The sequence below is a fragment of the Arthrobacter sp. NPDC056886 genome (assembly GCF_042788715.1).
GTDB lineage: Bacteria > Actinomycetota > Actinomycetes > Actinomycetales > Micrococcaceae > Arthrobacter.
In genome coordinates this window covers 462,535-474,654 of sequence record NZ_JBHUBT010000003.1, presented here as the reverse complement: position 1 = coordinate 474,654, position 12,120 = coordinate 462,535, and the positions used below count along the sequence as shown (strand labels likewise).

Below are 12,120 nucleotides of genomic sequence, written 5' to 3'. Positions count from 1 at the left end.
GTTACATCCGTTCCGGCGCCGAGACGCCCAGCAGTTCCAGACCGTTGGCCAGCACCTGGCTGGTGGCATCGTTAAGCCACAGCCTGGTGCGGTTGGTGTCCGTGATGGGTTCCTCGCCCAGGGGTGCCACGCGGCAGGCGTCGTACCAGCGGTGGTACGCGCCGGCGATCACTTCGAGGTGGCGGGCCACCCGGTGCGGCTCGCGCAACTCGGCGGCCTTGGCCACGATCGAGGGATAGCTGCCCAGGTGCGAGAGCAGCTCGTTTTCGGTGGGATGCTCCAGCAGGGCGGCATTGAAGGAGCTGCGGTCCACGCCCGCGGCCACTGCATTGCGGGCGGCACCGCGGGAGCGGGCGTGGGCGTACTGGACGTAGAACACCGGGTTTTCGTTGCTGTGCTTCTTCAGCAGGTCCGGGTCCAGCGTCAGCGGCGAATCGGCCGGGAACCGGGCGAGCGAGTACCGGACGGCGTCCTTGCCGAGCCAGGAGATGAGGTCCTTGAGCTCGATGATGTTGCCCGCGCGTTTGGACAGCTTGGCGCCGTTGACGGAGACCAGCTGGCCGATCAGGACCTCGATGTTGACCTCGGGGTCATCGCCCGCGGCAGCCGCGATGGCCTTGAGCCGGTTGATGTAGCCGTGGTGGTCGGCGCCGAGGAGGTAGATCTTTTCGGTGTAGCCGCGGTCCTTCTTGGACAGGTAGTAGGCGGCGTCGGCGGCGAAGTAGGTCGGCTCACCGTTTGCGCGGACCATCACGCGGTCCTTGTCATCGCCGAAGTCTGTGGTGCGCAGCCAGACCGCGCCGCCGTCGTCGAAGACGTGGCCCTGTTCGCGCAGGCGGGCGACGGCGTCTTCGATCGCGCCGGCGTCGTGGAGCTCCTGCTCGGAGAAGTAGACATCAAAGTCGACGCCGAACTCGGCCAGCGTCTGCTTGATGTCATGCATCTGCGCCTTGTACGCGGCGCCCCGGATCACCGGCAGGGCCGCCACTTCGGTGAGTTCGCGGATGTCCGGGTGCTCGGTGAGCACCTCGTGGCCGAGGTCGGCGATGTACTGGCCCGGGTAGCCGCCCTGGGGCACGTCCTGGCCGTGCAGCCTGGCGTACACGGAGTTCGCGAACACGTTCATCTGGGAACCGGCGTCGTTGATGTAGTACTCGGCCGTGACCTCGGCTCCGGAGGCCCGGAGGACCCGGGCGATCGCGTCGCCGAGGGCGGCCCAGCGGGTGTGGCCGATGTGCAACGGGCCGGTGGGGTTGGCGGAGACGAACTCCATGTTGACCACGTGCCCGGCGAGCGCGGTGTTCGTGCCGTAGGCGGCACCTGCCTCGACGATCGCCTTGGCGAGGGTACCGGCGGCAGCAGCGTCCACGGTGATGTTCAGGAAGCCGGGGCCGGCGATGTCAACCGCGGACACGCCGGCGATCGTTTTGAGCCGGGCGCTCAGGACGGACGCGAACTCCCGTGGATTGGTGCCTGCCTTCTTGGCCAGCTGGAGGGCGACGTTCGTGGCCCAGTCCCCGTGATCCCTGTTCTTCGGGCGCTCCACACGCACCTCATCCGGGATGTCGGCTGCTGAGAGGGCTATGTCGCCGGCTGAGACAGCGTCCTTCAGGCAGGCGGAAATGGCGAGGGAGAGTTCTTCTGGGGTCACACTTCTAGCCTACCGGTGGGCCGGTGTGTGGCGGAATCTGGTGCCTGGCGTGACGGCTGGGGTCGGGCTCCGGGAAAACCCAAGGTGGTCAATGCCTGGCACCAAGGCTGAACCGTTACCCTGAAATCGACGTCTGCAACCCTGAACTGCCTGCACATTGTTCGCTGTCCGAGTCCCCGCAAAGAATCGAGTCCCGCATGAATACCGCCTTCCGCAAGAGCGTCCTCGTCGGCATTGCCGGCCTCTCCGTCGCCGGAACCGCGGCTGGCTGCGCCCCGTCGGCGCAGGCACCGGCTGCCCAGGGCGCGCCCCCGGCGTCCGAGTCCGCTGCCAGCACCGGTTCCTACAAGGACGGCACATTCAGTGCCGACGGCAACTACAAGTCGCCCAACGGCACTGAGACCGTTGGCGTGGAGCTGACGTTGGCCAGCGGTGCCGTGTCCGACGTGAAGATCACGCAGCACCCGTCGAATCCGAACACCCGCAAATTCCAGGGTGAATTCGCCAGCGGCATCCAGGCCCAGGTGGTGGGCAAGAAGCTCGACGAGATCAACGTTTCCAAAGTGGCGGGATCCTCGCTGACCAGCGGCGGCTTCAACCGGGCCGTGGCGGATATCAAGACACAGGCCCAGGCCCAATAGAGGGACAGAGGAATCGTGCCGCATCCGGGCTGGACGCACTTCAGTCTTGACGGAATCGGGACCCGCTGGGAGATTTCCACGCCGTCCCGGCTCTCCGACGAACGCCGCCGCGGATTGCTCGCCACGGTGGAGGGGTACGACGCCGCGTGGTCCCGGTTCCGGACCGACTCGCTCATTGCGGACGCTGCCCGCTCGCCTGGCCGCTTTGAGCTGCCGGCCGAATCAGCCGCTATGGCCGAGTTGTACAGCACGCTGTACCGGCTGACCGGGGGCGCCATGACCCCGCTCATCGGCGGCAGCCTGGAGCGTCTGGGCTACGGCGCCAATTACACGCTGCGCCCGGGCGGCGCGCCGCTTCCAGCGCCGCGCTGGGAGGAAGTGCTGGAGTGGCAGGGCACCGCGCTGACAACCACGGCGCCGGTGGTGATCGACGTCGGCGCGGCCGGCAAGGGGCAGCTGGCCGATCTGCTCTCCGCCCAGCTCCGGGACGGCGGCTGCGCCGAGCACTTCATCGATGCCAGCGGGGACCTGCTGAATCCGGGGCCGGAACCGGTGGCGGTCGCCCTCGAGCATCCCTACGATCCCACCCGGGCTATCGGCACCGTCCAGCTGGGGGCCGGCGCCCTCTGCGCTTCCGCCGCCAACCGGAGGGCCTGGGGTGATGGGTTCCATCATGTCCTGGACGGCACCACGGGAGCTCCGGTGCGCAGCGTGGTCGCCAGCTGGGCCATGGCCGGGTCCGCGATGGTGGCCGATGCGCTCGCCACCGCATTGTTTTTTGTCGAGGGTCCGCGCCTGGAGCAGGAGTTCGATTTCGCCTGGCTCACGGCCTATTCGGACGGGCACGCGGAATATTCAGCCGATTTTGAAGGGGCGCTTTTTTCATGACTGCTATCACCACCACTGCCCTCGGCTCGAGGCTGGACACCGCCTTGGGCCGGCTCACCATGTACCGGTTGGTGCTGTGGGTCCTGGCCATCCTGGCCGTCTACAGCCTGCTGCTCAATGTGCTGGGCTGGCTGACGTTCGGGCTGCCGGAAATGCTGGCCCATCTGGCCCTGTGCCTTGGCCTGACGTACGCCTCCAGCCAGGGGCTGGCCGCGCTCTTCCACGTGCGTCCGCACACGGAATCCTCACTCATCACCGGCCTGCTGCTGTACTTCCTCTTCTGGCCCAGCCAGCTGACCCAGGGACTTCAGGTGGCGGAAATCACCGGCGTCGCCCTGGCCTGCGTTCTGGCCTCGGCGTCGAAGTATGCGCTGGCCTGGCGCGGCCGCCACATCTTCAATCCGGCTGCGGCCGGCGCATTCCTGGCCGGGCTGACCGGGCTCAACATTGCCACCTGGTGGGCGGCCACGCCGGCGATGCTCTTGCTGGTGCTGCCGGGGGTGCTGCTGGTGCTCTACCGGACCGGGAAGGTCACCATGGCTGCCGTCTTCACCGTGGTGGCCGCGTCCATTGTGGCCGCGGACCTGCTCCGGGCCGGACTGGAGCTTCCCGAGGCGCTGTGGCAGACCTTCGCGCAGCGCCCGGTGCTGTTCTTCGTCGGGTTCATGCTCACTGAACCTCTCACCTTGCCGCCGCGGCGCTGGCAGCAACTGGCGCTGGCCGCCGTCGTCGGGGTGCTGTTCGCGGTCCCCTACAACCTGGGCTTCGTGGCCAACTCTCCCGAGCTGGCGCTGCTGGTGGGCAACGTCCTCGCCTTCGCCGTTGGACAGCGCGGCGGGGTCCGGCTTCGGTTCGTCGCCAGCCGTACGCTGACGCCGACGACGACGGAATTCAGCTTCCGCCCGGAGCGCCGCGTGCGCTTCATTCCCGGACAGTCCCTGGAACTGCACCTGCCCCCAGGCACAGCCGAAGGCAACCGCCCCGGCACCCGCACCCGCGTAGGTGACGGGAAGGGAATCCGGCGCGTGTTCAGCCTGACCAGCGCGCCCGGCGCGCCCCTGCTGACGATCGGGGTGGGGACGGCGGAGCCGGTGTCATCAGCCAAGCGCTCGCTTCTGGCCCTGGCCCCGGGCGACGAAGTCAGCGCCACCACGATCAACGGCGACTTCCTCCTGCCCCGGAACCCGGCCACCCCCGTGCTGCTCATCGCGGCCGGAATCGGCATCACCCCCTACATGGCCCAACTGGCCGCGGCGCCAGCCGGAAGCTCGGCCGGGGACGCAGCCGGGGCTTCAGCCGGGGACCGCGACCTTCACCGCGATGTCGTCCTGCTGTACCTGGCAAAGAATGCCGCCGAACTGGGCTACGCCGAGGAGCTGCAGCGCTCCGGGGCGCGCATCTTGGCCCGGCTTGCCGACGGATCGGCGCCGCCGGACTTCATGGAGGACGCTGGCTCACGCCGGATTGACGCGGCGGTCCTTAAGGAGCTGGTGCCCGACATCGGCGGCCGGGAAGTCTTCGTCTCCGGCTCGCCCGCCAGCGTAAGTTCGCTGCGGGCCGCGGCACGTGGCGCCGGCGCCCGCCGGATCCATGTGGATTCCTTCACCGGCTACTAACAAATGAGCGCCGATTTTCCATTGGAGGCCACCTTCCTGCTAAGCTCTAGGACGTCCCGCTGGTAACGGCAGGAACCCTGGATGCCCTCGTAGCTCAGGGGATAGAGCGTCTGCCTCCGGAGCAGAAGGTCGTTGGTTCGATTCCAATCGAGGGCACAAAATATCGGCATCACCGGGAAAACCCCGCTGTCTCACTGAGACGGCGGGGTTTTTTGTGCAGTGAATCCCGCCGAAAGAACGCGGAAACCCAGCGGCTTTACCCCTGCCCATTGTCGGTGCCCCCTCGTAGGCTGTTTCCATCGGTGGCGGGCTAACCTGCCCGCTCCGAAGCATTGAGGGGGTCTCACATGTTCGTTCTAACTCCGCACTGGTCCAATGTTCACTGTTCCATCGTTCCGCCGTATTTGCTCCGCCGGTTGGCCGCGCAGCAAAAGCCGGAACTCTCCAAGGCCGCCCGCGCGGCAAAGGAAGCCCTGCAACACGTGCCGAGCTTCCAGGCCTCCCGTGTAGTGCCCGGGCCCGGCAGGCATCCCGGGATCCGGGAGCCCAAGCCCTCCGCACCGGAGCGGACGGTCTATGACGCCAAGTCCGCCGAGCAGCTGCCCGGCAGCGTGGTCCGCAAAGAAGGCGAACCGCCCACTGGCGATCCCGCCGCCGATGAGGCCTACGACGGGCTGGGGCACACCCACCGCCTCTACGCGGAAGCCTTCGGCCGGAATTCGATCGACGGCAATGGCCTCCATCTGGATGCCACGGTGCACTACGGCCGCCTGTACGACAACGCGTTCTGGGACGGCCAGCAAATGGTCTTCGGCGACGGTGACGGCCAGGTTTTCGAGCGGTTCACGAAATCCCTGAGCGTGATCGGCCACGAGCTCACCCACGGCGTGACCCAGTACTCCGCCGGGCTGGTTTACCGCAACCAGGCCGGCGCCCTGAACGAATCGATGTCCGATGTCTTCGGGGCACTCGTTGAGCAGTACGTCCGGAAGCAGTCGACGGCTGAGGCGAGCTGGCTGATCGGCGAAGGCCTCTTCACGGATCAGGTGCAGGGGGCCGCTCTGCGCTCCATGAAGGCTCCCGGCACGGCGTACGACGACGACGTGCTCGGCAAGGACCCGCAGCCGGACTCGATGGACGGCTACGTGCGCACCAGCGCGGACAACGGCGGCGTGCACATCAACTCCGGAATCCCCAACCGCGCGTTCTGCCTGGTTGCCACGGCCCTCGGCGGCAACGCCTGGGACGCGCCGGCACAGATCTGGTATGAGACGCTGACGGGCGGCACGCTGTCCCCCACCGCCACGTTCGGCGCCTTCGCCAAGGCCACCGCGGCCTCTGCCAAGGAGCTTTTCGGGGACGATTCCAAGGAGCATGACGCCGTGCGCTCCGCGTGGGAAACTGTGAAAGTAAAGTTCCCGGGGGCCCGACGATAAGCCAAGGCCCCACAAATCGAGTCCAATTGAGATTCGAGTCCGATGAAGATCCGAGTCCAATGAAAATCACTGTCCAGCGCAGTGGCGGCGTGGCCGGAATGAAGCAGACGTGGACCGTCCGGCCGGAGCCGCCGGAAGACACCGACCGGTGGCAGCCGCTGATTGAGGCCTGCCCGTGGGACGACGTCGCCGGGATCAGCGGAGCAACCGGCCAGCCGGACCGGTTCATGTACAGCATCCGGGCCGATCAGCGCCGGGCGGTCCTGCCGGAGCGCGCGCTGATCGGTCCGTGGCGCGACCTCGTCGAATGCGCCCGGGCAGCGGCGGAGGGGTCGGCGTCGCCGGGCTTTGGCTAGACGTTGCCTATGCCGGTTGCCTGTCTGCGGGGCCATCGGGCCGTGGCCGTCATGCCGTGGCCAGATGCCCCCGGAACGTGCGCCGGTAGGACTGCGGGCTGGTGTCCAGCGCCTTCGCAAAGTGGTGCCGCAACAGGACCGAATGCCCGAAGCCGGACTCCCTTGCGATTTCGTCGATATTGAGCTCCGTGCTCTCCAGCAGCTCCTGGGCGCGCAGCACCCGCTGGGAATTGAGCCACGCCGCAGGGGTGGCGCCCGTTTCCGCGCGGAAGCGCCGCGCAAACGTCCGCGGCGACATATGGACCCGGGCCGCCAGTTCGTTGACCGCGTGTTCCTCGTCCAGGTGCCGGACCATCCACTGCAGCAGTTGCTCCATGGGCTCCGAGCCGCACGTCGGAATGGGCCGGTCGATGTATTGGGCCTGGCCGCCGTCCCGGTGCGGCGGGACCACCATGTCCCGGGCGATGGCGGCGGCAACCTTGGCGCCGAACTCAACGCGGACCAGGTGCAGGCAGGCATCGATCCCGGCGGCCGTGCCGGCACTGGTGATAATCCGGCCGTCTTCGACGTAGAGGACATTCTCGTCCACTAGGACAGCGGGGTACCGGGTGGCCAATTCCTGGGAGTAATGCCAGTGCGTGGTGCAGCGGCGGCCATCGAGCAGGCCCGCCCGAGCCAGGGCGAAGGCCCCGGAACAAATGGACATTACCCAGGCACCGCGGGCGTGGGCGGCCCGCAGCGCCTCCAGGACGGCTTCGGGAACGTCCTCGTCCCGGCCGTACGGCGCCATCACCACCAGGTCTGCGTCCGCAGTCGCTTCCAGCCCGAGACCGACGTGCATGGAGAGGCCGGATTTGAGCGGGACGTCGCCCGGCTCCGGGGCGCAGACGCGGAAATCGAACGCGGGCACGCCGCTTCCGCGGTCCGAGCGGTCGATGCCAAAGACCTCGAAGGCGGTCGCAAACTCGAAGATCGAGAAGTTGGGAACCACGATCATTGCCACTGATTTGATCATGACTCCATCCTGACAGAACAGTGGCAGAAATTGTAGCTTTTTGGGCATTTCTGCCACTTTTTTAAGGGTGCGGACCGGAGAACCATAGAGGTATGGAACTCCTCGGAATCGCCCTCATCATCCTGGTTCTTGCCGGCGTCACCGCCACGATCGCCGCCCTCCGCAAGGATGGCCTCGGCCACACTCCGCCCGTCCGCTCGGAAGAATACTGGATGGCCCGGGACCTGCCGAGCATCAACTACACGATGCGGAACATCTAAGTCCGCGCACGCTTAGTCCACTCGCCCCTCGGGCCCGGCTCATCAAGCCGGGCCCTCAACATGGGCCGGGGCGAATGACTAGGACAGGACACCCGGACCGGACAGCAGCACCGGTCAACCGCCGTCGCCGCCCCAGTAGACAGTCCGCCCCAGTAGACTGTCTCCAGCCATGACATTCCATATTTCCTACCCCGCCGAGCTACCGGTTTCCGAGCGCCGCGAAGATCTGATGGCCGCCATCGCGGCCAACCAGGTGACCATCATCGCCGGCGAGACCGGCTCGGGTAAGACCACCCAGATCCCCAAGATGTGCCTGGAGCTCGGCTTGGGCGAGCAGGGGCTGATCGGCCATACCCAGCCCCGCCGGCTCGCGGCCCGCACCGTGGCCGAGCGCATCGCGGAGGAACTCGGCGTCGAGATCGGCCAGGAAGTGGGCTTCCAGGTGCGCTTCACCGGCGAGGTCAGCCGGTCCACCAAGGTCAAGCTCATGACCGACGGCATCCTGCTGGCGGAAATCCAGCGCGACAGGCTGCTGCGCAAGTACAACGCCATCATCATCGACGAGGCACACGAGCGCAGCCTAAACATTGACTTCATCCTCGGCTACCTCAAGCGGATCCTGCCGCAGCGCCCGGACCTGAAGATCATCATCACCTCGGCCACAATCGATCCGGAGCGTTTCGCCAAGCACTTCGGCACCGAGGAAGAGCCCTCCCCCATCATCGAGGTGTCGGGCCGGACGTTCCCGGTGGAAATCCGCTACCGCCCGCTGTCCCAGCCCGCCGGCGGCGCCGGTGCTGGCACCGAAGACGGAGAAGGCTCAGCCTCGGACGACGAACTCGAGGAGGACCGCGACCCGCTCGATGCAGTGTGCGACGCCGTCGACGAACTCGCGCTGGAAGCCCCCGGCGACGTCCTGATTTTCTTCTCCGGCGAGCGCGAAATCCGCGACGCTGCGGAGGCCCTCAACGCCCGCATCCAGTCCAACCGGCGCTTGGCCGGCACCGAGGTCCTTCCCCTCTTCGCCCGGCTGAGCCTGCAGGAGCAGCACAAGGTCTTCCACCCCGGCAGCAAACGCCGGATCGTGCTCGCCACCAACGTGGCCGAAACCTCGCTGACGGTCCCCGGCATCAAGTACGTCATCGACACCGGCACGGCGCGGATCTCGCGCTACTCGCACCGGACCAAGGTCCAGCGCCTGCCGATTGAACGTGTCTCCCAGGCCTCGGCCAACCAGCGTTCGGGCCGTTGCGGCCGCGTCTCTGACGGCATCGCGATCCGCCTGTACTCCGAGGAGGACTTCGCGTCGCGGCCGCTGTTCACGGACCCGGAGATCCTGCGCACCAACCTCGCGGCCGTCATCCTGCAGATGACCGCCATGGGCGTGGCCCGCGGACCCAAGGATGTGGAGAACTTCCCCTTCGTCGAGCCGCCGGATTCGCGCGCCATCAACGACGGCGTGAGCCTCCTCCGCGAGCTCGGCGCCCTCAGTGCCGCCCGGGCCCAGGAACCGGCGGACGACGGCAACGGCCGCCCGGGCCGCCGGCCCGCCGGCGCTGCTGCCGGGAGAAGCGGTGGCGGACTCACCGCCGTCGGGCAGCAGCTGGCCCAGCTGCCGGTAGACCCGAGGCTCGGCCGGATGATCGTGGAGTCCGGGAAGCGGGGCTGCGTCCGCGAGGTCATGATCCTCGCGGCGGCCCTGACCATCCAGGACCCGCGCGAGCGTCCAACCGACAAGCAGCAGCTCGCCACGGAGAAGCACGCCCGCTTCCGGGACGAGAACTCGGACTTCACCGGCTACCTGAACCTGTGGAACTACCTGCAGGAGAAGCAGCAGGAACTGTCCTCCACGGCGTTCCGTCGGCTTTGCCGCAACGAGTTCATCAACTACCTGCGGGTCAGGGAGTGGCAGGACCTGTTCGCCCAGCTCCGCCAGTTGGCGCGCCCGCTGGGCATCAGCCTGGACAACAAGCGCCTTGCCGATCCGGTGGCCAACCACGACGGGATCCACATCAGCCTGCTCTCGGGGCTGCTGAGCCACGTCGGCATCCTCGATGAGCGCAAGCGCGAATACGCCGGCGCCCGCGGCAGCCGCTTCGCGATCTTCCCAGGTTCGGCGCTGTTCAAGAAGTCGCCCACGTTCGTGATGGCCGCCGAACTCGTGGAGACGAGCCGGCTCTGGGCACGCGTCGCGGCGAAGTTCGATCCGCTTTGGGCCGAGCAGGTGGCCCCTGACCTGGTCAAGCGCAGCTACAGCGAACCGCACTGGTCCAAGAAGATGGGCGCGGTGATGGCCCACGAAAAGGTCACGCTGTACGGCGTGCCCATCATCCCGAGCCGGCGCATCAACTACGGCAAGGTGGATCCGGAGCTCTGCCGCGAGCTCTTCATCCGCCATGCCCTGGTTGAGGGCGACTGGCAGACCCACCACAAGTTCTTCCACCGCAACCGCGCGCTGCTCCACGAAGTCGAGGAGCTGGAGGCCCGGATGCGGCGCCGGGACATCCTGGTGGATGACGAGACGCTGTTCGAGTTCTACGACGCCCGGATCGGGGCGGAGGTCGTCTCGGAACGGCACTTCGACAAGTGGTGGAAGGACGCGCGGCAGCAGGATCCCACGCTGCTCGACTTCGACCAGTCCCTGCTGATCAGCGAGGACGCCGCGGCCCTGGACGACTCGGCCTACCCCAAGACCCTGCTGCACAAGGGCTTCGAGCTTCCGCTGAGCTACGAGTTCCATCCCGTGGCGCCCGGATCGCCGCCGAATCCTTCGGACGGGGTCACCGCCGAGGTCCCCGTGCTGTTCCTGAACCAGCTCGACGACGCCGCGTTCCGCTGGCTGATTCCCGGGCAGCGGGTGGAGCTAGTGACGGCGCTCATCAAATCGCTGCCCAAGCAGATCCGCAAGAACTTCGTTCCTGCCCCGGATGTGGCCCGCCAGGCCGTCGCGGCGCTGGAAGCGGACTTCGACCCCGCCACGGACGAGCTCGAACCGTCGCTGGAACTGGTGCTGCGGCGGATCCGCGGTCAGGTTATCCCTCCGGGGTCCTGGAACTGGGACGCCGTGCCCGCGCATTTGCGGGTCAGCTTCCGGGTGGTGGATTCCCGCGGCAAGTTGCTGGATGAGGGCAAAGACCTCACTGCGCTGCAGGAGCGGCTGGCCCCGGCCACCCGCCGGGCCATCGCGGAGTCCCTCGGTGCCACACCGGGCACCACGGCACCGGCCAAGGGGAAGTCCGGTGCGAAGGGGCAGGACACAGGGAATGGAAAAGACGCCCGGACCGCACGTGCCGGCACGTCGCCGTCGGCCGCCCTGGCGGTTGCCACAGCCGCGGCCCCGGGCGGGTTCACGGAAAAGTCCGGGCTCACGGACTGGAGCTTCGGAACCGTCCAGCGCCAGGTCCAGGGCAACGTTGGCGGGCACACCGTCACCGGCTACCCGGCCCTGGTGGATGAGGGAAAGTCCGTGGCGCTGCGGCTGTTCCAGACGCCGTCGGAACAGCAGGAAGCCATGCGTGGCGGCGTCATCAGGCTCCTGGCCCTGAAGGTGCCGCCGCCGGACCGCTACGTCCTGGAGCACCTGAACAACACCGAGAAGCTGACGTTCAGCCAGAACCCGCACGGTTCCGTGACGGCGCTGATCGCCGACTGTGCCCTGGCCGCCATCGACAAGCTCACCCCGGCCGCACTGCCGTGGGACGAGGCATCGTTCAAGGCGCTTTACGAGAACGTCCGGGCGGAGCTTATCGACACTGTCTTCACGGTCACCGCCGTCGTCGAACGCATCCTGGCCAGCACGCGCCGGATCGAAAAGCAGCTCAAGGGCACCACCAGCCTGGCCCTGATCAGCGCGCTCAACGACGTCAAGGTCCAGCTCGAGCAGCTGGTGTATCCGGGCTTCGTGGCACGCACGGGCTACGCCCAGCTCAGCCAGCTGCCCCGCTACCTCGCGGCGATCGAAAAACGCCTCGAGAAGCTGCCGGGCAACGTCCAGCGGGACGCCCAGCACATGGCCGCTGTCCAGGCCCTGGAGGACGACTACGACGACGCCGTCTCCGCGCTGCTGCCCGGGCGGCGGGCCGGTGCGGAGTTAACCCATGTGCGCTGGATGATCGAGGAACTGCGGGTGAGCCTCTTCGCCGTCGAACTCGGGACCGCGTATTCGGTGTCCGAGAAGCGCATCCGGGCGGCGCTGAACAAAGTACTGGCGCCGGCGTAGACCCATTGGTGAGTGCTACGCCGGCGCCAGGACTTGGC

9 protein-coding genes and 1 tRNA gene are annotated in these 12,120 nt (G+C 67.4%); 8 read left to right on the top strand and 2 right to left on the bottom strand.

Annotation, left to right across the window (positions count from 1 at the left end):
* Position 1: 1 nt before the first annotated feature.
* Entirely contained in the window at positions 2–1,651 is a 1,650-nt protein-coding gene (gene argS / locus ACFRJ8_RS07900; RefSeq protein ID WP_377985550.1) for an arginine--tRNA ligase, read from the bottom strand.
* Positions 1,652–1,848: 197 nt separating this feature from the next.
* Here argS and ACFRJ8_RS07895 point away from each other — a divergent pair, with 197 nt between their 5' ends.
* The 6 genes from ACFRJ8_RS07895 (at position 1,849) to ACFRJ8_RS07870 (ending at position 6,588) form a co-directional block, all read left to right on the top strand.
* The gene (locus ACFRJ8_RS07895; RefSeq protein WP_377985549.1) at positions 1,849–2,292 is read left to right on the top strand and encodes a hypothetical protein; all 444 of its coding nucleotides are present in this window, start codon (positions 1,849–1,851) and stop codon (positions 2,290–2,292) included.
* Between the two features lie 15 nt (positions 2,293–2,307).
* Entirely contained in the window at positions 2,308–3,180 is an 873-nt protein-coding gene (locus tag ACFRJ8_RS07890) for an FAD:protein FMN transferase (RefSeq protein WP_377985548.1), read from the top strand.
* On the top strand, positions 3,177–4,796 hold the full coding sequence (locus tag ACFRJ8_RS07885; protein ID WP_377985547.1) for an FAD-dependent oxidoreductase: 1,620 nt from the start codon (positions 3,177–3,179) through the stop codon (positions 4,794–4,796). The genes ACFRJ8_RS07890 and ACFRJ8_RS07885 overlap by 4 nt, the downstream gene beginning before the upstream one ends.
* 83 nt (positions 4,797–4,879) lie before the next feature.
* A tRNA-Arg gene (locus ACFRJ8_RS07880) sits at positions 4,880–4,952 on the top strand.
* Between the two features lie 191 nt (positions 4,953–5,143).
* Positions 5,144–6,232: a M4 family metallopeptidase gene (locus tag ACFRJ8_RS07875; RefSeq protein ID WP_377985546.1), complete on the top strand. Its 1,089-nt coding sequence runs from the start codon at positions 5,144–5,146 to the stop codon at positions 6,230–6,232.
* Between the two features lie 59 nt (positions 6,233–6,291).
* A complete protein-coding gene (locus ACFRJ8_RS07870) occupies positions 6,292–6,588 on the top strand; it encodes a protealysin inhibitor emfourin (protein WP_377985545.1) in 297 nt (98 codons plus the stop codon).
* 49 nt (positions 6,589–6,637) lie between these two features.
* On the opposite strand, the gene ACFRJ8_RS07865 is transcribed toward ACFRJ8_RS07870, so the two are convergent.
* On the bottom strand, positions 6,638–7,603 hold the full coding sequence (locus ACFRJ8_RS07865; RefSeq protein WP_377985544.1) for a GlxA family transcriptional regulator: 966 nt from the start codon (positions 7,601–7,603) through the stop codon (positions 6,638–6,640).
* Positions 7,604–7,695: 92 nt separating this feature from the next.
* On the opposite strand from ACFRJ8_RS07865, the gene ACFRJ8_RS07860 reads away from it, so the two are divergent.
* Both ACFRJ8_RS07860 and hrpA read left to right on the top strand, forming a co-directional pair.
* Positions 7,696–7,863 carry a hypothetical protein gene (locus ACFRJ8_RS07860; RefSeq protein WP_377985543.1) on the top strand — a complete coding sequence of 56 codons (168 nt, stop codon included), beginning with the start codon at positions 7,696–7,698 and terminating at the stop codon, positions 7,861–7,863.
* Between the two features lie 169 nt (positions 7,864–8,032).
* Positions 8,033–12,082 carry an ATP-dependent RNA helicase HrpA gene (gene hrpA / locus ACFRJ8_RS07855; RefSeq protein WP_377985542.1) on the top strand — a complete coding sequence of 1,350 codons (4,050 nt, stop codon included), beginning with the start codon at positions 8,033–8,035 and terminating at the stop codon, positions 12,080–12,082.
* The last annotated feature ends 38 nt before the right edge of the window (positions 12,083–12,120 follow it).

Bases quoted from the DNA above. Each gene is read 5' to 3' on its own strand.
- ACFRJ8_RS07870 (WP_377985545.1), top strand. From the start codon at position 6,292: ATGAAAATCACTGTCCAGCGCAGTGGCGGCGTGGCCGGAATGAAGCAG.
- ACFRJ8_RS07865 (WP_377985544.1), bottom strand. From the start codon at position 7,603: ATGATCAAATCAGTGGCAATGATCGTGGTTCCCAACTTCTCGATCTTC.
- ACFRJ8_RS07860 (WP_377985543.1), top strand. From the start codon at position 7,696: ATGGAACTCCTCGGAATCGCCCTCATCATCCTGGTTCTTGCCGGCGTC.
- ACFRJ8_RS07895 (WP_377985549.1), top strand. From the start codon at position 1,849: ATGAATACCGCCTTCCGCAAGAGCGTCCTCGTCGGCATTGCCGGCCTC.
- ACFRJ8_RS07875 (WP_377985546.1), top strand. From the start codon at position 5,144: ATGTTCGTTCTAACTCCGCACTGGTCCAATGTTCACTGTTCCATCGTT.
- hrpA (WP_377985542.1), top strand. From the start codon at position 8,033: ATGACATTCCATATTTCCTACCCCGCCGAGCTACCGGTTTCCGAGCGC.
- ACFRJ8_RS07885 (WP_377985547.1), top strand. From the start codon at position 3,177: ATGACTGCTATCACCACCACTGCCCTCGGCTCGAGGCTGGACACCGCC.